General features: G+C 63.2%; 19 protein-coding genes. 8 read left to right on the forward strand and 11 right to left on the reverse strand.

All coding sequences use genetic code 11. The features are described from left to right. The first annotated feature begins 93 nt into the window (after positions 1 to 93). The 4 genes from ACX80A_RS02600 (at position 94) to ACX80A_RS02615 (ending at position 3279) form a co-directional block, all read left to right on the forward strand. Positions 94 to 582 carry a YajQ family cyclic di-GMP-binding protein gene (locus ACX80A_RS02600; RefSeq protein WP_196842058.1) on the forward strand — a complete coding sequence of 163 codons (489 nt, stop codon included), beginning with the start codon at positions 94 to 96 and terminating at the stop codon, positions 580 to 582. A gap of 193 nt (positions 583 to 775) precedes the next feature. After that, positions 776 to 1186, forward strand: a complete 411-nt coding sequence (locus tag ACX80A_RS02605; protein WP_459258112.1) for a YybH family protein — start codon at positions 776 to 778, stop codon at positions 1184 to 1186. A 4-nt stretch (positions 1187 to 1190) separates the two neighbouring features. Continuing rightward, positions 1191 to 2633 carry a purine-cytosine permease family protein gene (locus ACX80A_RS02610; RefSeq protein WP_459258113.1) on the forward strand — a complete coding sequence of 481 codons (1443 nt, stop codon included), beginning with the start codon at positions 1191 to 1193 and terminating at the stop codon, positions 2631 to 2633. 25 nt (positions 2634 to 2658) lie between these two features. Beyond that, the gene (locus tag ACX80A_RS02615; protein ID WP_459258114.1) at positions 2659 to 3279 is read left to right on the forward strand and encodes a cyclase family protein; all 621 of its coding nucleotides are present in this window, start codon (positions 2659 to 2661) and stop codon (positions 3277 to 3279) included. A 2-nt stretch (positions 3280 to 3281) separates the two neighbouring features. On the opposite strand, the gene ACX80A_RS02620 is transcribed toward ACX80A_RS02615, so the two are convergent. Both ACX80A_RS02620 and ACX80A_RS02625 read right to left on the reverse strand, forming a co-directional pair. Beyond that, a complete protein-coding gene (locus tag ACX80A_RS02620) occupies positions 3282 to 3590 on the reverse strand; it encodes a hypothetical protein (RefSeq protein WP_459258115.1) in 309 nt (102 codons plus the stop codon). Positions 3591 to 3807: 217 nt separating this feature from the next. Then, a complete protein-coding gene (locus tag ACX80A_RS02625) occupies positions 3808 to 4686 on the reverse strand; it encodes an AfsR/SARP family transcriptional regulator (RefSeq protein ID WP_459258116.1) in 879 nt (292 codons plus the stop codon). Between the two features lie 386 nt (positions 4687 to 5072). Here ACX80A_RS02625 and ACX80A_RS02630 point away from each other — a divergent pair, with 386 nt between their 5' ends. Next, complete coding sequence (locus ACX80A_RS02630; protein ID WP_459258117.1) at positions 5073 to 6836, forward strand: HNH endonuclease signature motif containing protein; 1764 nt, start codon at positions 5073 to 5075, stop codon at positions 6834 to 6836. Positions 6837 to 7307: 471 nt separating this feature from the next. Then, positions 7308 to 8819 carry a sodium/proline symporter PutP gene (gene putP / locus ACX80A_RS02635; protein ID WP_459258118.1) on the forward strand — a complete coding sequence of 504 codons (1512 nt, stop codon included), beginning with the start codon at positions 7308 to 7310 and terminating at the stop codon, positions 8817 to 8819. A gap of 79 nt (positions 8820 to 8898) precedes the next feature. On the opposite strand, the gene htpX is transcribed toward putP, so the two are convergent. The 4 genes from htpX to ACX80A_RS02655 form a co-directional block, all read right to left on the reverse strand. Beyond that, positions 8899 to 9777: a zinc metalloprotease HtpX gene (gene htpX, locus ACX80A_RS02640; protein ID WP_459258119.1), complete on the reverse strand. Its 879-nt coding sequence runs from the start codon at positions 9775 to 9777 to the stop codon at positions 8899 to 8901. A 79-nt stretch (positions 9778 to 9856) separates the two neighbouring features. After that, entirely contained in the window at positions 9857 to 11137 is a 1281-nt protein-coding gene (locus ACX80A_RS02645; RefSeq protein ID WP_459258120.1) for an MFS transporter, read from the reverse strand. A gap of 55 nt (positions 11138 to 11192) precedes the next feature. Next, positions 11193 to 11894 (reverse strand): esterase/lipase family protein, encoded by a 702-nt coding sequence (locus ACX80A_RS02650; RefSeq protein WP_459258121.1) that lies wholly within the window; start codon positions 11892 to 11894, stop codon positions 11193 to 11195. Continuing rightward, positions 11881 to 12090: a hypothetical protein gene (locus ACX80A_RS02655; protein ID WP_459258122.1), complete on the reverse strand. Its 210-nt coding sequence runs from the start codon at positions 12088 to 12090 to the stop codon at positions 11881 to 11883. The genes ACX80A_RS02650 and ACX80A_RS02655 overlap by 14 nt, the downstream gene beginning before the upstream one ends. Positions 12091 to 12195: 105 nt before the next feature. On the opposite strand from ACX80A_RS02655, the gene ACX80A_RS02660 reads away from it, so the two are divergent. Together ACX80A_RS02660 and ACX80A_RS02665 are read left to right on the forward strand one after the other, a co-directional pair. Continuing rightward, positions 12196 to 12645, forward strand: coding sequence for a Fur family transcriptional regulator (locus ACX80A_RS02660; protein WP_459258123.1), 450 nt, complete (start codon positions 12196 to 12198; stop codon positions 12643 to 12645). Between the two features lie 55 nt (positions 12646 to 12700). Next, positions 12701 to 14194: a catalase gene (locus ACX80A_RS02665; RefSeq protein WP_459258124.1), complete on the forward strand. Its 1494-nt coding sequence runs from the start codon at positions 12701 to 12703 to the stop codon at positions 14192 to 14194. 76 nt (positions 14195 to 14270) lie between these two features. Here the strand turns inward: ACX80A_RS02665 and ACX80A_RS02670 are convergent, their stop codons facing one another. The 5 genes from ACX80A_RS02670 to exaC all read right to left on the reverse strand — a co-directional run bounded on the left by ACX80A_RS02670 (position 14271) and on the right by exaC (position 20347). Beyond that, positions 14271 to 14876, reverse strand: coding sequence for a TetR/AcrR family transcriptional regulator (locus ACX80A_RS02670; protein ID WP_459258125.1), 606 nt, complete (start codon positions 14874 to 14876; stop codon positions 14271 to 14273). Between the two features lie 59 nt (positions 14877 to 14935). Continuing rightward, positions 14936 to 17500, reverse strand: a complete 2565-nt coding sequence (locus ACX80A_RS02675; RefSeq protein ID WP_459258126.1) for an MMPL family transporter — start codon at positions 17498 to 17500, stop codon at positions 14936 to 14938. Positions 17501 to 17571: 71 nt separating this feature from the next. Beyond that, positions 17572 to 18219, reverse strand: a complete 648-nt coding sequence (locus ACX80A_RS02680; RefSeq protein ID WP_459258127.1) for a TetR/AcrR family transcriptional regulator — start codon at positions 18217 to 18219, stop codon at positions 17572 to 17574. 193 nt (positions 18220 to 18412) lie between these two features. Further along, on the reverse strand, positions 18413 to 18814 hold the full coding sequence (locus ACX80A_RS02685; protein ID WP_459258128.1) for a DUF779 domain-containing protein: 402 nt from the start codon (positions 18812 to 18814) through the stop codon (positions 18413 to 18415). A 9-nt stretch (positions 18815 to 18823) separates the two neighbouring features. After that, positions 18824 to 20347, reverse strand: coding sequence for an acetaldehyde dehydrogenase ExaC (gene exaC / locus ACX80A_RS02690; protein WP_459258129.1), 1524 nt, complete (start codon positions 20345 to 20347; stop codon positions 18824 to 18826). Positions 20348 to 20436: the final 89 nt, after the last annotated feature.

The raw sequence follows: 20436 nt of genomic DNA on the forward strand, positions 1-20436 counted from the left end.
GTTGGTCTGCTGTGAACCGTTGCCAAGAGCCGATCCGCGGAGAACCGATTAGGCTGAGACCAGATCCTTCTCACTACCCCCCAAGGAGACATTGTGGCGAGCGAATCCACTTTCGATGTTGTCAGCAAAGTAGACAAGCAGGAGGTTGCCAACGCCCTGCACCAGGCGCAGAAGGAGATTGTCCAGCGTTACGACTTCAAGGGCATCGGCGCAGAGGTCGACTTCAGCGGCGAGATGATTCTGATGAAAGCCAACTCGGAGGAGCGCGTCCTGGCGGTTCTCGACGTGCTGCAGTCCAAGATGATCAAGCGGGGCATCTCACTAAAGTCGCTGGACACCGGCGAGCCCTACGCCTCAGGCAAGGAGTTCCGCCTGGAAACCACCATTAAAGAGGGCATCGCCCAGGATGTTGCGAAGAAGATCAACAAGCTGATCCGCGACGAGGCCCCCAAGGGCGTCAAGTCCACCATCCAGGGCGACGAACTGCGGGTCAGCTCCAAATCCCGCGACGATCTGCAGGCCACCATGTCGCTTCTCAAAGGCTTCGACGAAGCCGATCTCCAGTTTGTGAACATGCGCTAGGCACCAGCACATCGACCAAAAAAGGTGGCGTCCCGGTATCGGGAACGCCACCTTTTTTTTGCTTCACGGGTCTAAATTAGATGAATCCTTTGACATTTGTTAGCTGAATCACCCACACTTTGAAAACAAAAGTTGCACTTCAGGCTACAAGGCGACAACCCGCCGTCGACCTTTCGAAGAAGGAATGCCCTTTATGACCGACCATTCTGGCCTGATCCAAGAGGACGTCGAAGCCGCTGCTGCGAGCCTCGTCGCAGCGTTTTCGCGAACGGACACAGAAACCTATTTCGCGTCGTTCACCCCCGATGCCACGTTTGTGTTCCACACCGAGGACCGGCGACTTAAACGGCGGGCCGAGTATGAGGCGCTTTGGCAGTCATGGCTCGCCGGGGGCTGGCGGGTGACCGAATGCCTCAGCAGCAACCAGACGATCCAACTGCTGGGAGACGCCGCCGTCTTCTGCCACGACGTTAGGACCACCATCAACACGGGCGAGACCACCCTCGAGCGGGAAACGATCGTCTTTCACCGGGACGATGCTGGCTCCCTCCGCGCCGTCCACGAGCACCTGTCACCCCTCCCCGACTCACCCGAATCCAGGTAGCGCCATGACCACATCACAAAGCACCGGACGTTCCTCCGGCTCGGCATTCTCCCGGCTGTCGGACCACCTAGAGAAGAACTCCGAGGGCTTCGGCCCCATCAGGGGCACCCTCGGCGCGGGCCGGATGGGCATGATCTGGCTGGCCGCCAACCTCGTGGTCACCACCCTGCTCACCGGAACACTCTTCGTTCCCGGGGTGAGCTGGCCCCTCGCCGTCGGGCTGATCATTCTCGGCACGGTAATCGGGGGCGCCGTCCTCGTCCTGGTGGGCAACATGGGTACCCGCACCGGGCTTCCCACCATGTCGCTGACCAAGGGTTCCTTCGGGCTCCGCGGTTCGTTCCTTCCAGTGGCCGCGAACGTGGTGATCCTGATGGGATGGAGTTGGGTTCAGGCCATGCTGGCCGGAGTCACCGTCAACTTCCTGGTGGAGCAGGCGACCGGCTTCTCCAGCCCGATCCTGTTTTCAGTGCTGTGCCAACTGCTGGTCGTGTGTCTGGCGATCTTCGGCCACGCCGGCATCGCCCGTGTCGAGCCGTGGCTCGCCCTCGTGATCCTCTCGTTCATGGCGTACATCTTCGTTACCGCTTTCACGAGCTTCGCGCCGTCGGCGTTCACGGATCTACCTGCCGATCCCGAACTAGGCTGGTCCGGGGTGGTAGTGCTCGACGTCGTCATCGCCACCGCGATCTCCTGGACAGTCCTGTCCGCCGAGTTCAACCGCCTTGCGAAGTCACAGGCCGCTGGCATGATCGGTTCGGGCGTCGGCTACACGCTGTCGACGGTCCTGGCGATGGTGCTCGGCACGACTACCGTGGCCTATCTGGTGCTCGACGGCGGCGAGGCAGTGCCGTTCGACCCCACCGCCATCGTGGCGGCCTTCGGAACGCCGCTCGCCGTCGTGATCTTCCTGTCGGTCATGGCAACGAACACCATGGTGGTTTACGGCATGGTGTCCTCGGTGGTGAACATGGTTCCGTCCAGCAAAGTGAAGTTCCTGCCCACCGCCTTGGTCCTCGGCGGAATTTCCATCCTTGGGTCCACCTGGTTGGCGCTGCTGGACCAGTTCACTTCATTCCTCGTCATCATTGGTTCGCTGTTCATTCCGGTGTTCGCGGTCATGCTGGTGGACTACTACATTGTTCGCAAGCGTCACTACAATCGGGACATCCTGCGCGGCTCCGGCGGTGACTACTGGTACTCCAAGGGCGTCAATATCGCTGCCGTGGCTGTCTGGATCATCGGGGCCAGCGCGTCGCTGCTCCTCACCTACTCAGTGCCGAGTCCTATCGGCGCGACGATTCCAACCTTCATCATCTCCGCTGGCCTGTACCTCGCGTGGGCCATCGTGGCCAAGCGGATTGTGTCCGGGACACCCGAGCATTCGCACCTCAGCGACGAGGTGCCATCCGCCGGCGCAGATTCCCGGCGACGTGCGGGTCGTTGATCTTTCGCATCCCATCGTCACTGGGATGCAGGTTTTTCCCGGCGACCCGGAGGTAACGATCACCGTTGCTGCCGAGCTCGTGGCGGATGGGTTCCAGGTGGCTGCGGTGCACGCGGGCACCCACACTGGAACCCATCTGGACGCTCCGCTACACACCGTGTCGGGAGGGGCGTCGGTGGATCAGATCGACCTCAGCCGGCTAGTCGGCGTGGCGCGGATCATTCGGTTTCCTGTTGTTGCCCCGGGGTATACGTTTGGTTGGCCCGATGTCCAGGCGCAGCTTTCCGATCTGGGCGCCGTAGCCATGGTGTTGTTCCAGACGGGTTGGTCTGCGCACTTTGGCACGGAGTTGTATCTGCGGCATCCAGCGTTCGACGCCGAGATTGCGCTTGGTCTGTTGGATCGTGGTATTTCGGTGGTTGGCGTGGACACCCTCAACCCGGATCCGACCGATCTCTCCGGCGCCGAGGTGGATCTTCCGTTTCACCGGGCTCTGCTGGGCGCTGACGGCGTGATTGTCGAGAACCTGACGAATCTTTCGTCTGTGGATTTTGCTGACCCGTGGGTGTCGGTGCTGCCGCTGCCCTATCTGGGGATGGATGGTTCCCCTGTCCGGGCCGTGGCGATGGAGCTGGGCGCCGGTTAGCGTCAGACCAGCACGCTACCGATGGTCATGACGCCATCGGGGTCGTAGGTGCGGATCGCTCGGCGCAGCCGCGCGATCGTCACGTCGTCATACGCGTCGGCATACTCCTCCGAGGTGAAAGTGAAGTTCGGCAGCCGGTAGCCGCCGCTCCACGCACCCATCGCAGCCAGGATGGCAGCCGCATGGTCCTCCCCTCCGGGCGTCTCAGCGACGCCGACGATCAGGAGAGAGTACGCGGCCCCGCGGGACGAGAACGCGCTGGCGTGCTCGCCGGCCCGGGCGAACGCCCCGCCCATCTGACGCACTTCCACCAACACCTGCGGCGATGTCGTCCCCGGCCCCGCCAGGCAGAGCAGCGTGTCGATGGCCTCCTTCCTTGCCAGCCGCATGGCCTCGGTGAGGAGCCGTGACTTACCAATGCCGGCTGTTCCCTCGACGAGCACGCAGCCGGGGTCCCGGGGGCCACCCCGTCCACCATCCGATGCAATGCAGCTACCTCCTTGACGCGGTCAACGAGGTCGGTCGGTCTCACCGGCTCGGCGGCGGCCCATTCGGGGACGGTCGGTCCAGGGACGGTCGGTCCAGGGACGGTCGGTCCGGAGACGGCAAGCAGATCCACCTGGGCCGCTGCACCGGCCCATCGAGGGCGGGCGATTGGGCGAGCACCGCGGCTTCGAAGGTCCGGAGTGCTGGCCCGGGGTCAACGCCCAGCTCCTCGGAGAACGTCTCGCGTGCCCTCCGCAGTGCCGCCAAAGCACCTGCCTGCCGCTGCGCCCGGTATAGGGCAAGCGCCAGGAGCCGCCAACGCTCCTCCCTCAGCGGGTCCTCGGCAACCAGTGCCTCAAGTTCGCCGATGATCACTGCGGCGTCGCCCTGTTGGAGCCGCGCCTCCAGCCGTCGCTCGCGAGCCACTTCTCGAAGGTCGGTAAGCCGCAGGGCCTCTGGCTCCACCCATGGCTCGCCGTGATACTCGGCGTACGCCGGACCGCGCCACATCCGGAGTGCGTCGTCCAACGCGCGCATCGCCTCTGCCGGCGCGAGGCCAGCCGCCGAGTCCACGGCTCGTTCGAAGCGCCAGGCATCGACGGAGTCGGGCCTGAGCCGGAGGACGTACCCAGCTGCCTCGCTGGCGATGACGCCGTCGCGCGTTCGGGCCACCGCATCGGGTTGCAGGCGTCGTCGCAGGTGACTTACGTACGCCTGAAGGGCGCCGGCTGGGTTGGCGGGCGGGTGATCACGCCAGATGCAGTCGGCCAGACGTTCTGCAGGGACAACCTGGTCACGCAGGATAATCAGGGCGGCAAGGACGGCGCGTTGACGTCGCCCGCCGAGGTGAACAACCGCGCCGTCGCGGGTGGCCGTGAGTTCCCCGAAAACCCGGAGCCCCACCTTCGCTTCGCCGTCCACCCCGCTCCTAGGCCTGATTCGTCGAACGGGCGGCGATCGCCCGAACGGGTACGGTCCAACGGACGCCCCAAACCACCGTTCAGGACCGGGTTCAAGCGTCTCTCGGCAGGACCGACTTGGCAAGACCCTTCGCGGCGCCGTAGATTCCATCTACTCCATCTACTCCATCTACTCCATCACGAGCTTGATCGCGGCCGGTCATCCCCTAACGCCCCGACTGATCTAATCCCGGCAGAGACTCCTGCACGGGATTAGATCAGCATTCTCGGGGTCCGACAATGCCGTCTAGCTAGGCTTTGATCAGACCATGAAAAATGTTTCAAATTCTTTCTCCCGGGACCTCTCCCCGACCTTATTTTGTCAGAGCCCGATGATGGAATGGGGGTATGGAAAGCCGTAACGCTTCTTCTGCCGGGTCGGGATTCCCTGCCGATTCCGGTCCGGGTTCCGCCCACGACGGCGGGGCCACGGACACGGCTGCTGGGACTACCGACGGAACATCTGGCGTGTTTGGTCCCGGCGGCCCGTTGAGCGTCGACGCCATATGGACCGCGCCGGTGGTCAAGCCGCCGGAGCGCCTGCCGAAAAAGGATTTAACTGATTCTCAGACTGACATTCTGAATTTCTTTAGGGTCGGATCGGATCCGGATGAGCGGGCGCGTTCCAGTGAGGAACCACCAGCATTGACTGGTCGGCTCGGGTTGGCGGCGGTCGCCGGTTTGGACTCTGCCCAGGCACTGGATGCGTTGAAGGACATCGGCGAGGCCAGATCCTGGCTTGATGCGCAGGAAGCCAAGCTCGCCACCCGGGTCCTGGATCTTCAAACTGAACGGGGCCACGCAGGCAGCGGAGAATTGGGCTACGAACAAACCCTCGCCGCGAGTGAGATCGGCGCCGCCCTGCACCTGCCGGAACGCACCGCTGCGTTCTTACTGGACCACAGCGTGCTGCTCACCCGGCATTGCCCGACGACGTTGAACGCGCTGGAGCGGGGCAGGCTCTCACGCCGTCACGCGTGGGCGGTCGCCGAAGAGACCAGCAGTATGCCCAACACCATGACCGGCGAGTTTGCCGCCGGCTACGAACAAAGGCTCATCACGTTGGCGGGTCGGACGACGGTGGCGAAGTTCTGCCGCCAGGCCCTCCGGTTACGGGAGGAACTCCACCCGGAATCGATCACGATCCGGCACCAGAAGGCCGCCAGGGACCGCGGAGTCTTCCTCAACCCGGTCCACGACGGGATGGCCTGGTTCGAAGCCTATCTTCCCGTCGAGCAGGCGGCAGGGATTTTCCACCGGGTCGATACCGCGGCCCGGAACCTGCAAGGCCCCGACGAACCCCGCACCCTCACCCAGTTACGCGCCGACGTCCTGGTAGACGTCCTCACCAGCGCCGGAACCACCGGCCACATGACCAGCGGACACCTGAGTGATCCCGAACCCGCCGGGGACACGGCTAGCGGGCCCGAACCCGCCGGGGACACGGCTAGCGGACCCGAACCCGCCGGGTCGGAACCCGCCGGGTCGGAATCCGCTGGGGGTGCTGGGTCTGCACCGATTACCGTTCCCGAAACCAGCACCCCAGGTGAGGATCGCCCGTCGCGGGATGGTGACGGGTATTGGGGTGTTCAGGCGAAGGTGTTCGTCACCGTCCCGGTGCTCACCCTGTTGGGCGGGGATACGCCGGGGGAGTTGGAGGGGTATGGGCCGATCGATCCGGAGACCGCCCGGAAACTTGCCGGGCATGCGTCCTCGTTCACGAGGATCCTCACCCACCCCTACACCGGGGCCAGGCTCGGCGCTGATGCGGGCACGTATCGGGTGCCGAAGGACTTACAGGATGCGGTGAGGGTGCGGGATGGGACGTGCCGGCATCCGGGGTGTAACCGGTTGGCGGTGTTCTGCGAACTCGACCACACCACCCCCTGGGCGCGGGGCGGGAAAACCAGTTACGGTAACTTCGCCTGTCTATGTAAACGTCCCCACGTGTTCAAAACCGAAGGCTACTGGCACTACACCCAACCCGAACCCGGGACCATCATCGCGATCTCCCCTACCGGGGAAACCTACCTCACCAAACCAGACCCACCACCCACACCACCCACACCACCAACACCACCACCACCACCGGAAACCCCACCACCGTTCTAAGCATCCCGGTGGCCCGGCGCAGCTCCAATGCGCCGCACAGCCAGAATCGGTTCCGGACCCTCACAGGCCAACGCCTGCAGCCCGAAGCGCCGGTAGGCTCAGGGCATGCCGAGAACAAAACGAACCAGGGTTTGATCAAAAGAAGCACTCGGTGAAGGTCTTGGTGGTGCGGCTCTTGCGGTGCTGGCGTCATGCTGGCGATCGTCGCGCTGCGCCTCGACTAGACCGGTGCAGCCCGCCGGGCAGTCCCAATCGCAGACACACCAAACACGCAGAACCCTACCTGCCGAGGTGTGAGGTCACGAGACCCGAAACGCCGTCAACCCGCCAGATGTAACTTCTCGGCGGAGGGGGGAAGGCGGCACTCACCCAATGTGAGGACTATCACCTTATTAGCCAATAACGCCCGTCTTTGGCATAGTCGGCGGCTGCACTCAGCAAATTCCAAGCGAAATATGAGAGGACCTCGTCATGCCCGACCAGACATTCCAAATCATCGCAATGGTGATCTATATGGGCGCCATGCTCGGAATCGGATGGTATGCCTTCAAGAGAACCTCGGACCTCGACGACTACATGCTCGCCGGCCGTGGACTCAAGCCGGGCGTGGCAGCCCTCAGCGCCGGAGCCTCCGACATGTCAGGATGGCTCCTCCTCGGACTTCCGGGAGCCATCTATGTGTCGGGTCTGATTGAAATCTGGATCGCCATCGGTCTGACCGCTGGCGCCTGGCTGAACTGGAAATTTGTTGCACCACGGTTGCGCAGTTACACGGAAGTGTCGAACAACTCGATTACGGTGCCGAGCTTCCTCGAGAACCGGCTGAAAGACAAGACCCGCATCCTGCGGATTGTCTCCGGAATCATCATCCTGGTGTTCTTCACGTTCTATGTCTCATCCGGCATGGTCGCAGGCGGACTCTTCTTCGAAAGCTCCTTCAACTCGAACTACACCGCTGGCATGATCATCGTCGCCGCAGTCACCATCGCCTACACCGTGTTTGGCGGCTTCATGGGCGCCACCTACACCGACGTCGCACAGGGTCTGCTGATGTTGGTCGCCCTGATCCTCGTCCCCATTATCGGCCTCGTGCAGGTCGGCGGCTTCGGCGGCCTCACCGCCTCCATCCGCGAAGTTGATCCGTCTCTCCTGAACATCGTTGCCGGCGGCTCAACCGTCGCCATCATCTCCGCAGCGTCGTGGGGGCTCGGTTACTTTGGCCAGCCCCACATCATCGTCCGCTTCATGGCCCTGCGCACCCCGCAGGATGCCGTCGCCGGACGGCGGATCGGAATCGGCTGGATGGTCCTAACCGTAGTCGGCGCCATTTCCACCGCACTCGTCGGCATCGCCTACTTCCAGCAAAACCCGAACCTGTCACTCACCGACCCCGAAGCTGTGTTCCTCGACCTGTCCCAGGCCTTTTTCCACCCGTTCGTGGCCGGCATCATCCTGGCTGCAGTCCTCGCAGCGGTCATGAGCACCATCTCCTCCCAACTGGTGGTCTGCTCCTCGGCACTCGTCGAAGACCTCTACAACATGGTGTCCAAGCGCACCCTGACCAACAAGCAAGGTGTTGTCCTCGGCCGTCTCGGCGTCCTGGTAGTTGCAATCGTTGCCATCGTCTTGGCCTCGGGTCGCAACGAATCGATCCTGTCGCTGGTCGCGTTCGCCTGGGCCGGTTTCGGTGCGGCCTTCGGCCCCACCGTCCTGCTGTCGCTGTACTGGAAGAAGCTCACCATGCCCGGCGCCCTCGCCGGCATGATCGCTGGCGCCGTCGTGGTGTTCACCTGGGGCAACTCGCCCCTCGCCGACACCATGTATGAAATCGTCCCCGGCTTCTTCCTGAACCTGATCATCGCCCTCGTCGTCAGCAAGCTGACCTACAAGCCCAACGCCGACATCGACGCCGAGTTCGACCTCGCCGTCGAAGGCACCCGCTCCTTCAAACGAATCGCCGCCGAGGAGAAGGTCACCGTCTAACCCAGCACCCCGCAACACCCGAGTACGACGACGGCGACGCCTCCCACGCGGAGGCGCCGTCGTCGTACTGGTCAAAAGCCTACCGAAGCGGCTGGCCCGCCATTCGCTCGAGGCGCTGGACGCGATCGTCCATGGGTGGGTGGCTAGCGAACATCTTCTGGACGCCACCACCCCTGAACGGGTTGGCGATCATCAGGTGCGAGGTGTTGACCAACTGCTGGCTTTGCGGCAGGGGCGCCTGCTGCGTGCCGCGCTCCAACTTGCGCAATGCCGAGGCAAGAGCGAGCGGATCGCCGGTCAGTTTGGCGCCGTCCTCGTCCGCATCGTATTCACGGGTTCGCCCAATCGCTGAGCGCACCAGGACTGCCGCAAACGGGGCGAGGACTGCCAGCAAAATCGCTGCGATCGGGTTGCCGCCCGAGTTGCGGTTGCCGCCCATCATGCCGGTGAACGCGAACATCTGCGCCACCGAGGTAATGACGCCAGCCACCGCCGCGGCCATGGAACTGAGCAGGATGTCGCGGTTGTAGACGTGCATCAACTCGTGGCCCAGCACTCCACGCAGTTCGCGCTCGTTGAGCAGATTCAGGATGCCCTGGGTGCAGCACACTGCCGAGTTTTCGGGGTTACGGCCGGTGGCGAAGGCGTTGGGCGCCATGGTGGGTGAAACATACAGGCGAGGCATCGGCTTGTTGGCCTTGGTGCTCAGCTCGCGCACAATCCGGTACATGGCCGGCGCTTGTTGCTCGGAGACCGGCACCGCCCTCATGGCGCGGATAGCCAGCTTGTCACTGTTCCAGTAGCTGTAGGCCACCGAGCCCACACCGATCAGGGCAAAGATCCAGATGAACGCCGAGCTACCCGTGGCGCTGGCAATGACTGCACCGAAGACCAGGAAGATCCCCATGAGAGCACCGAATAACATGATGGTCTTCGGGCCGTTGAAATGATTGTGCACGGAAACTGCCAACTCCTTGAAGTATCGATCAATCACCCAGTACAACGCACTAAAATACTGTGCTGTTCCAGGGGTGTGGCTATGGTTCGGGGTTACGTGAATCGTACTGTGCGAAACGAGGCTGACGCCTCATCAGGACAATTACCAGCAGGATGCAGAGCAGCCCGCCAAAGACGGCCGTCCACCCCTCCCCCAACCACTCGGCGTTCCCACCCGCCACCATGTCGCCCAGCCGCGGGCCGCCGGCCACCACCACGATGAACACTCCCTGCAACCGCCCACGCATCGCATCAGGGGTCGCTGACTGCAGGATGGTGCTACGAAACACTCCGCTGATGGAGTCCGAAATCCCGGCAAACACCAGACACAACGCCGCGGGAATGATCCACGGAGACAGCTCGTCCGGCGGTGCGGCCTGGGAGCTGCCGGCCATCACTACCACCAGCCCAAAAGCACTGATCGATGCGCCCCAACCCACCACCGACCACATCACGGCCAGGCCCTGGCGATGGATGTGGCCCAACGGTCCCGAAAACAGCCCAGCGAGGACAGCACCGACTGCAACAGAGGCCAACAGAATCCCCACGGTCAGTTCTCCGCCGCCGATCAGCACTGCGCCAATTGCTGGGAGCAGCGCCCTGGGCTGCGCCATCACCATCGCGGCCAAATCGATCAGGAAGGTCATCCGGATATTGGGGCGGGTGCCCAGATACCGGAACCCCTCCAGCACGGTCGCGAGGCCGGCCTTCCGGACCTTGCCCTCGGGCGGCAGGGGCGGCAGCCTGAACAGCGCCCACAGAGCGCCGGTGAAGGTCACGACGTCGATGGTGTAGGTCCAGCCGTAACCCACCTGCGCCACCAGCAGCCCCGCGAACAGCGGGCCCACGGTCATGGCGAGCCCGAACGTGATCATGCTCAGCGCGTTGGCGGCCGGCAATAGTTCGGGGCGTACCAGCCTCGGAATGATTGCCGTGCGGGTGGGCTGGTTGATGCCTGCTGCCCCTGAGTGGACAGCGACCAACGAGTAAAGCAGCCAGACGTTGTCGAACTCTGCCCACGCCTGCGCGGCGATAGCCATGGTGCTCCCCCACAGGAAGAACCCGGAAACCAGAGCCACCTTCCGGCGGTCGTGGGCATCGGCGATCGCGCCACCGTAGAGCCCCGCCACGACCAGGGGCACCAGAGCGAACAGCCCAAGGAGGCCGACGCTCAGACTGGACTGGGTCAGGCTATAGACCTGAAGACTTACCGCCACCAGGGTCAACTGGGTGCCGACAGCCGAAAGAGCCATCCCGAAGAACAGCCGACGGAACGCCCGGCTCTCCTTGAGGGGCGTGATGTCGGCTAAAAGTTTGGGCACTTACGAAGTGTAGCGGCGAAATGGTTTCCCCCAGCAACCATAACCTCGGGGTGAATCAGCTGGACTGGTGGTCGGCAATGGCCTGGTCGACGACGTCGAGCAGACGCCCGTCTCCAATGATCCTGAAGTGCCCCATTGTCTCCAGTTCGATGTTCACGGCGCCGGGGAGTTCGCTCCCCTGCGGAATGTGTGGATCAAAGCTGCTGTAAATGGAGGTGATCCGTGCGTTCGACCCAATGTTGGCTAGCTGCGTCCGCAGGAACTTGTTCCGCGGGGAAAACGCCCTAATGCTCGGCAGGATAAAGAAGTCAGCGTAGATAGACCCGGAGAACGGGGAGTTGATGGCTATCAGTTGCCGCACCCGGTCTCCGCTATGGGGCTGCGTCATCACGTACTTGCCGATCAGTCCGCCCTTGCTGTGGGCTACCAGCACGACGTCGGTGAGATCGTGAGCAGCCAGGTAATCCGCCACGAATCTGCCCATGGACTGGACGGATCCGCGGTTGTACCCCAGTTGCTGGACCACATGAACCGGGTGGCCTGCCGCCGCCAAATGAGCCGCGACCGGCCGCATGAACTGCCAGGTTTCATAAATGCCGGGAATGAGCATCACAGGCGGACCGGCCTCGTCATCAGGACCGAGATCCGGCGTGAGGTACCGGGACGGGTCGTCACGAAAGAGGAAACCATGCACCTGCCAGAACCCCACATAGGCGTAGTCCAGCAGCCACGACCAGCCGCGCTTAACGAGCAGCATGGGAAGTTTCCCCGAGACAATGCCGGGCGGTGGCCTCGGGCGAACCATACATCATCACATGCGGCTCGCCAGGGACCTCTGCGGGGATCACGTCGTGACCGGCCGCGGCGAGTCGCAGTACCCAGTCGGCTGGCACCGCGCAGGCCACCTCACCCACAACAACGGTTTGGGAGTGCTCCCAGATAGACCGGCTCATGGACACCCCTCTCAGTGATTCATCAACGGTACCCAACGCCCAGCCATTTCCAGGTAACTGGCACACCTATTATGAGTTTCTCAGAATAAATGGTTGACTGAGGTCATGGCTGAGACAGCAACATCACGGGACGCCGCGGAGGCCCGATGGTCCGCCGCCCTGCGTGCCCACGGTCGTCGGGTGACCCGACAGCGCCTCGCAGTGCTGGCCGCCGTCGAGCTGTCTCCGCATGCCACCACCGAGGACATCGCCGCCAGCGTGCGGGCCGGGTTGCCGGACATCACCGTGCAATCGGTCTACGTGGTGCTGGCTGACCTGACCGAACTGGGTTTGCTGCGACGGATCGAAACGCCCCACTCCCCTGCCCGCTACGAGACCCGGGTCGACGACAACCACCACCACGCGGTCTGCACCGGCTGCGGGCGCATTGAGGATATTGATTGCGCTGTCGGTCATGCCCCGTGTCTCACCCCGCAGTGGCCAGCCGGCACGGCACCCATGACCATCCAGATTGCCGACGTCGTCTATCAGGGTCTCTGTGCGGACTGTCGCTAATTTTCACCTGCCCACAAATCGCCCCAATTCAGAACCGAAGAAACAAAGGAGCCAGATGTCCCCGAACTTCAGCACTACCCAATCAGGTGCACCAGTCGTCGATGACGCCAACTCATCCAGCCTGGGCCGCGACGGTGCGATTCCCCTGACTGACCATTACCTGATCGAGAAACTGGCGCAGTTCAACCGCGAGCGCGTCCCCGAGCGTGTGGTCCATGCCAAGGGCGGCGGAGCTTTCGGCGTCTTCGAAACCACCTCAGACGTCAGCCAATACACCAAGGCGTCGCTGTTCCAGCAGGGCGCAATCACCGAAACGCTGCTGCGCTTCTCCTCGGTCGCTGGCGAGCAGGGCTCCCCCGACACCTGGCGCGATCCCCGCGGGTTCGCCCTGAAGTTCTACACCAACGAAGGCAACTACGACCTGGTCGGCAACAACACCCCAGTGTTCTTCATCCGCGACGGCATCAAGTTCCCCGACTTCATCCACTCACAGAAGCGCCTGCCCGGCACCAACCTGCGCGACGCCGACATGCAGTGGGATTTCTGGACCCTCAGCCCCGAGTCCGCACACCAGGTGACCTGGTTGATGGGCGATCGCGGTCTACCCAACTCGTGGCGCACCATGAACGGCTACGGTTCGCACACCTACATGTGGATCAACGAGGGAGGCGAGAAGTTCTGGGTCAAGTACCACTTCAAGTCCAACCAGGGCCACGAGGTGCTCACCGGCGACGAAGCTGAGGCCCTCGCCGGCTCAGACGCCGACCATCACCTCCGCGATCTGTCAGAGAACATCGCTGCGGGCAACTTCCCCAGCTGGGATCTCAAGGTGCAGGTCATGCCCTACGACGACGCAAAGAACTACCGCTTCAACCCGTTTGACCTCACCAAGGTCTGGCCACAGGGCGACTACCCGCTGATCCCGGTCGGCAGGCTCACCCTGAACCGCAACCCGGAGAACTACTTCGCGCAGATCGAGCAGGCGACATTCGCCCCGTCGAACTTCGTTCCGGGTATCGCTGCCAGCCCCGACCGGATGCTACAGGCCCGTATTTTCTCCTACGCGGATGCCCACCGCTACCGCGTCGGCACCAACCACGCGCAGTTGCCGGTGAACGCACCGAAGAACGAGGTTCGTAACTACTCCAAGGACGGGGCTGCGCGGTACTCCTTCAACTCGCCATCCACCCCGGTCTACGCCCCGAACTCGGTGGGCGGCCCGGCCGCGGATCCGGCACAGTACGGTCCCCACGGCGGCTGGGAGAACGACGGCGATCTGGTGCGTGCCGCTCACACTCTTCACGCCGAGGACGACGACTTCGGCCAGGCCGGAACCCTGTACCGTGAGGTGTTCGACGACGGCGAGAGGGCCCGCTTCCTCGACACCATCACCGGTGCCGTGGGCGGGGTGACCATTGACGCTATCCGGGAACGCGCAATCCAGTACTGGACCAACGTGGACGCCGAACTTGGTGCCAAGCTCCGCGCTGCGCTGGGCCGCGACCCCAATGGTGGCAACACCGAGGCTGAAGCAGCCAACAAGCTCTAACCCAAGCAGCAGCTACCGATGCAGCCAGGAAGGGCGGACCACTGAGGAGCCCGCCTTTCCTGGCTGCGGTCGGCGCTTAGACCGTCCCCGGTGGCGGTTTGACCGCCCGGTCGGCGATATCGAAAAAGGAGCCCAGCATGAGGTGCAGGGCAGCCTCGACGGCTAGCCGGTCCTGGTGGAGGATCAGGTCATACTGCAACCCGTAAAGGGTCGAAATAAACATCCGGGCCGCCGAGTCCGCAAGCTCGGGAGCCACACCCTGTGCCCGCAGCCAGTCTTGGGTGAACCCATGCCAGTAGTCGAACTTTACCCGCGCACTTTCCCGGGGTGATGAGCTGACGGCATCATGGAGTGCAGCTTCAAACTCCAGCCGCTGCAGCTGACGGTTCCGTTCTATTACCGCCCAACTCCACGTCATCAGGATCCACTCCTGGAACTCTGCCCGGCTGAGTCCGGCGGGATTGGGCAGCTTTACTGCATCATCACGACGCTCAATGTGGTTGACGATCTGGTTGACTAGTTCCTCGCGATTACCGAAGTGGTACACCAGCACATAGCTGCTGATGCCTAGCCCATCCGCGAGCGTGCGGAAGCTGAGCCCGGCAAAGGTCTTATCCAGCAAGTAGTCGAGGATCTGGTCGAGCAGTTCCTTCTTGCGTTCTGGGTTGGGGGGTCGAGCCATATCTGGAATAGTACGTTGGCCCAGGACCTATCCGCACCTCAACCTAGGGTGAAACCCTCTCAACCCCTGATCGCGACCTTGTTGACACTGTTTGACGCGTTCGAGGTTTCCGGCTCCAGGCGGGACAGCCGGGCGCCTTCCACATCGACGTCGGGAAGAATGCGGTCCAGCCACTTCGGCAGCCACCAGACATACCTGCCGAGCAGGTACATGGCCGCCGGCACCAGGGTCATCCTGACCACAAACGCGTCGACCAGCACGCCGAAGGCCAACCCAAAGCCGATGGGCCGCACCATGGTCAGGTGCGAGAACACAAACCCGGCGAACACGGCCACCATGATGATGGCTGCGGCGGTCACCACCCGTGCGCCATGACTGAAGCCCACCCGGACCGCGCTCTTCGCGCTGCCGCCGTGCACCCAGGCTTCACGCATGCCGGACACGAGGAACATCTGATAGTCCATGGCCAGCCCAAACAGGACACCGATCAGGATGATCGGCAGGAAGCTCAGGATCGGCCCCGGGTTGGTCACCCCGAAGATGTCACCAAACCAACCCCACTGATAGATGGCCACGGTGGCGCCAAAGCTTGCCAGCAGCGACAGGAGGAAGCCCGCCGTCGCAATCAGGGGTACCAGGATCGACCTGAACACGAGCAGCAGCAGGACCAATGACAGACCCACAACGATTGCGAGGTACAGGGGCATTGCGTCCATCAGCTTCGCTGACACGTCAATGTTTGCTGCCGTCTGGCCGGTCACGGAAATCAGCACACCGGTGTCCGATTCGATGACCGGAGCCGACTCGCGCAGGTCGCGGACCAATTCCTCGGTGCTTTCGCTGGCGGGCCCCTCGGTGGGGATGACCTGGAAAATGCCGGTGCGCCCGTCACGGCTTACCCCGGCCGGAACCGCAGCGGCAGTGTTGTCCACTGTCGCCAGGCGATCCGCGACCTCCAGCTGAAGTTCACTCAGCTCTGCGTCGGTGTCGGTGGCGGGAAGATTGGCCACGACCAGCAGCGGACCGTTGGTCCCTTCGCCGAAGTATTCCCCAGCCAGCTCGTAGGCCTGGTACGCGGTCGAGTCGACGGGCTCGGATCCGCCGTCGGGCAGGCCCACCCTCAGCTCGAGCGCCGGCAACGCAACGACCGCCAGCACTGCGACACCCGCGATCAGCGTGAGGATCGGCTTGCTGGTAGCGAAACCACCCCAGCCGCGACCTCTGGCGGCCCGGCGATCAGCCTCCCGCTGCAACTGCCCGTGGGAGGCACCCAGACCGGACTCGGCTTCGGCTTTGGCCCACCGACGGCGGGAAATGACCTTGCTGCCCATGAAGCCAAGCAGCGCGGGGGTGAGGGTGAGCGCCACGAAGACCGCGACGGCGACTGTGCCGGCGGCGGACAGCCCGAGGAGGGTAAGGAAGGGCAGGCCCGGGACCGCGAGGGCGGCGAGGGCGATAATCACCGTGATGCCGGCGAAGAGGACGGCGTTGCCTGCGGTGCCGGTGGCACGGCCGATCGATTCCTGCAGGTCCATGCCGCGGAGCAGCTGGGTCCGGTGCCGGTTGACGATGAACAGTGAGTAGTCGATCCCGACGGCGAGGCCGAGCATCAGCGCCAGCACGGGAGTGATGGAGCTCATCGAGATGACACCGGTCAGGGCGAACGTCACGCCGACACCCACTCCGACGCCGACGATGGCCATCAGCAGCGGCAACCCGGCGGCGACCAGGGTGCCGAGCATGACGATCAGGACGACGACCGCTACCAGCAGACCGATGATCTCGGCGAATCCGAAGATTTCCGAAATGTCCTGGACGATTTCCTTGCTGTAGTACACGTTGACGCCAGTCTCGGTGGCTGCGTCTGCTGCCACCTGCACCGCTTCACGGGTTTCGGGCGTTACAGCGTCGACCGGTGAGTCGAACTGGACGCTGGCCACCGCCGCAGCGCCGTCGTCGGAGACGAACTGGATTCCCGACGACGCGTCGAGGGTGCGCTCGGCGAGGTCGAGTTCGGTGCGGCCGTCCTCCAGTTGGCTTCGTCCGTCCTCAATCTCGGCCAGTGAGGCGTCGAGCTGTGCCTGACCGTCGTCTAGCTGGGCTTCGATGGCCTGGGCCTGCTCCGGCGGGAGGAGATTGCGGCTCTGTTCGAAGTCGGCGCGTTCGGCGTCGAGCTGCGCCCGTCCCGCCTCGGCCTGCTGCGCGCCGGCCTCCAGGTCAGTAGTGCTTTGTTCGAGTTCCGCCCGGCCCTCCTCGATGCCGGTCCGACCTTCCTCCAGCTGGCGGGATACGTCAAAGGGATTGATCACCGCTTCGACCCCCTCCACCTTTTCGAGGTCGTCGAGGGCAGCTTCGACGGCGGTCTGCTGTTCGGCGGTGATGGCCCCATCGGGGCTTTCGAAGACAACTGTCCCCATCCCCCCGATGGCGTCGGGCATGGTTTCGCGCAGCTCGTCGAGGACCCGCTGGGACTCGGTGCCAGGGATGGTGAAGTTGTTGCTGAGCGTTCCCGAGAACGCGGCAGCCGAGCCTCCAACCGCCAGCAGGATGGCGAGCCAGGCTGAGACGACCCACCAGCGTTGTCGTGCTGCAAACTTGCCTAGGCGATACAGCAGGTGTGCCATGAAGTGTTCCTCGGTTCGTTCAGGTGACTGATGTAGTAGAGGGGAGAAAGCAACGGGAGGCGACCGACGGGCTAGCTGGGGTTGTCGAATCCGTCGCGCAACATCGACAGGGCACGGACAATCTGGTCTTCCAGTTCGGCCGCTGAACCGTCCAGCAGATCCTCGGCGGCTGCGGCCCAGACCTGCATTGCCGCCTTTACGCAGGAGAGCACAGCTCCCACAAGGGACAGCAGGTAGAGCGGGTCAAGGTTGCCGCCCATCCGTTCACTCACGGCCTGGCCGATCCGGGCTTCCGCCCGTTCCCAGGCGTGCAACTGACTGCGCATCAGTTCGGGGCTTCCCTCGGCCATGCGGAAGAGCTCTCCGCAGACGCTGAGGTTGTCAGTCTTGGCGATCGCTGCCAGCGCGGCAATCATCGCGTCCAGCAGTGGTTCATCGGCGGGCCGGGCCATGAATTCCGCAGCGGCCAACTCGAGCAATGCATCGGTGGAGATGGTCAGTGCTTCCTCGGCGCTGTGGAAATAATTGAAAAAGGTTCGACGGGAGACTCCTGCCTCCGCCGCCACCTGATCGACAGTGAAATTTCCCAACCCGTGGGCGCGCGCCAAATCCAGGGCCGATGCCGCGATTGCCCGCCGCGTATCGAGCTTGTTCTGCTCTCGGCGGCCTGGCGCCACAGCGTCAGCCGTCTCCGTCGGCAGCGTCGCGTCAATTGGCACGGACAAATTATTCACATAGTTACACTAAGTGCAAGTTTGCATTTTGTGCAAGTTTCGCGAAGGGTCGGCGACACCAGCGCGCGCTGCCATTGCCGTCGAGCGCTGCAGAAATCGGCGAACGCGCCCCGGTATAGCTGGGGCGCCTGCCGGTTTCTGCAGCGTCAGGCGAACGCACGGCGAACAGAGGTGCCAGTTAGAACATCAGCCGGGATCGGATAAGGAACCGCACTCCTTCTGGTGCTTCGACCGAGAATCCGCTACCTCGGCCGGGCACCACGTCGACAGTCAGATGCGTGTGCTTCCAGTACTCAAACTGTTCACGGGACATCCAGAACTCGATCGGCTGAGCTGGCTCTCCCGATCCCGATCCCGGACCGATATCCAGCACGCCAAGCAGGACGTCGGCCTCTGCGGTGATGAAGTCGTCGGCTGGGTAGCACATCGGCGACGAACCGTCGCAGCAACCACCCGACTGGTGGAACATCAGAGGACCGTGGAGGTCCCACAGCTTCCTGAGCAGTTGCACCGACGGCTCAGTCAGGGCCACCCGGGAGAAGTCCTCGCCGGGCAGCACAATGGTGGCTTCGACTGTCATGGCTTCTCCTTAGAAGAAGCCCAGCTTGTTTTCGCTATGGCTCACCAACAGGTTCTTGGTCTGCTGGTAGTGGTCCAGCATCATCGTGTGGTTCTCGCGGCCGATACCCGAGGACTTGTACCCGCCAAACGCAGCACCGGCTGGGTAGGCGTGATAGTTGTTCACCCAGACCCGCCCGGCCTGGATTTCACGTCCCGCACGGTACGCGACGTTGCCGTTGCGCGACCAGACGCCGGCACCCAGCCCGTACAGGGTGTCGTTGGCAATCTGCATCGCCTCGGCGTAGTCGCTGAACCGGGTTACCGAGACTACCGGGCCGAAAATTTCCTCCTGGAAGACCCGCATGGCGTTGGTGCCCTCGAAGATGGTGGGCTTTACGTAGAAGCCCTCGGACAGGTCGCCGTCCAGAGTGATCCGTTCACCGCCGGTGAGGATCTTGGCGCCTTCCTGACGTCCAATGTCGAAGTAGGAGAGGATCTTCTCCAGCTGGTCGTTGGAGGCCTGCGCGCCCACCTGGGTGTCGGTGTCCAACGGGTTGCCCTGAATCATCTTTTCGGTGCGGGCAACGGCGTCGGCCATGAAGGAGTCATACATCGACTCCTGCACCAGGGCCCGGGATGGGCAGGTGCAGACCTCGCCCTGGTTGAACGCGAACAGGGCGAATCCTTCCAGCGCCTTGTCGTAGAACGCATCATTCTTTTCGGCGACGTCGCCGAAGAAGATGTTGGGGCTCTTGCCGCCGAGTTCGAGGGTGACCGGAATGAGGTTCTGGCTGGCGTATTGGCTGATCAACCGGCCGGTGGTGGTTTCACCGGTGAAGGCGATCTTGCGGATCCGTTTCGACGACGCCAGTGGCTTGCCAGCCTCCACACCGAACCCGTTGACCACGTTCAGCACGCCGGGCGGGAGGATGTCGCTGAGGAGCTCCATCAGCACCAAAATTGACGTCGGCGTCTGCTCTGCGGGTTTGAGCACGACGGCGTTACCCGCGGCAAGCGCCGGGGCGAGCTTCCACATGGCCATCAGGATGGGGAAGTTCCAGGGGATGATCTGTCCCACCACGCCGAGTGGCTCATGGTAGTGGTAGGCGGTGGTGTCGTCGTCGAGCTGGGATAGGCGACCCTCCTGCGCGCGGACGGCGCTGGCAAAGTAGCGGAAGTGGTCGGCGGCAAGCGGCAGGTCGGCGGCAAGCGCCTCACGGATGGGTTTGCCGTTGTCCCAGGTTTCCGCCACCGCCAGCATTTCCAAGTTTTCTTCGATCCGGTCGGCGACCCGGTTGAGGATGGCCGCACGCTCGGCCACCGACGTCTTACCCCAACCCGGAGCAGCCTTATGGGCGGCGTCCAGGGCCAGCTCAATATCCTCGGCGGTACCCCGCGCTACCTCGCAGAAAACCTTGCCGGTCACTGGGGAGATGTTCTCGAAGTACTGGCCCTTGACCGGGGCACACCATTCGCCGCCGATCCAGTTCTCGTATCGTGGCTTGAAGGTAATCTTGGATCCATCCTGGCCAGGCTGGGCGTAAACAGTCATTTGTTTAACTCCTTGGGTTCCGAGGAGGACGTCATCGTCCTTATCCCGAAGTGTAGGCAGGCGTCAGTTGCACGAGGGTTGCACCAGCG

It is taken from the genome of Arthrobacter sp. TMN-50, assembly GCF_054511125.1.

Bases quoted from the DNA above. Each gene is read 5' to 3' on its own strand.
- exaC (WP_459258129.1), bottom strand. From the start codon at position 20,347: ATGACTGTTTACGCCCAGCCTGGCCAGGATGGATCCAAGATTACCTTC.
- ACX80A_RS02615 (WP_459258114.1), top strand. From the start codon at position 2,659: ATGCAGGTTTTTCCCGGCGACCCGGAGGTAACGATCACCGTTGCTGCC.
- ACX80A_RS02685 (WP_459258128.1), bottom strand. From the start codon at position 18,814: ATGACAGTCGAAGCCACCATTGTGCTGCCCGGCGAGGACTTCTCCCGG.
- ACX80A_RS02650 (WP_459258121.1), bottom strand. From the start codon at position 11,894: ATGCTGCTCGTTAAGCGCGGCTGGTCGTGGCTGCTGGACTACGCCTAT.
- ACX80A_RS02630 (WP_459258117.1), top strand. From the start codon at position 5,073: ATGGAAAGCCGTAACGCTTCTTCTGCCGGGTCGGGATTCCCTGCCGAT.
- ACX80A_RS02675 (WP_459258126.1), bottom strand. From the start codon at position 17,500: ATGGCACACCTGCTGTATCGCCTAGGCAAGTTTGCAGCACGACAACGC.
- ACX80A_RS02610 (WP_459258113.1), top strand. From the start codon at position 1,191: ATGACCACATCACAAAGCACCGGACGTTCCTCCGGCTCGGCATTCTCC.
- ACX80A_RS02605 (WP_459258112.1), top strand. From the start codon at position 776: ATGACCGACCATTCTGGCCTGATCCAAGAGGACGTCGAAGCCGCTGCT.
- ACX80A_RS02660 (WP_459258123.1), top strand. From the start codon at position 12,196: ATGGCTGAGACAGCAACATCACGGGACGCCGCGGAGGCCCGATGGTCC.
- ACX80A_RS02655 (WP_459258122.1), bottom strand. From the start codon at position 12,090: ATGAGCCGGTCTATCTGGGAGCACTCCCAAACCGTTGTTGTGGGTGAG.
- ACX80A_RS02670 (WP_459258125.1), bottom strand. From the start codon at position 14,876: ATGGCTCGACCCCCCAACCCAGAACGCAAGAAGGAACTGCTCGACCAG.
- putP (WP_459258118.1), top strand. From the start codon at position 7,308: ATGCCCGACCAGACATTCCAAATCATCGCAATGGTGATCTATATGGGC.
- ACX80A_RS02665 (WP_459258124.1), top strand. From the start codon at position 12,701: ATGTCCCCGAACTTCAGCACTACCCAATCAGGTGCACCAGTCGTCGAT.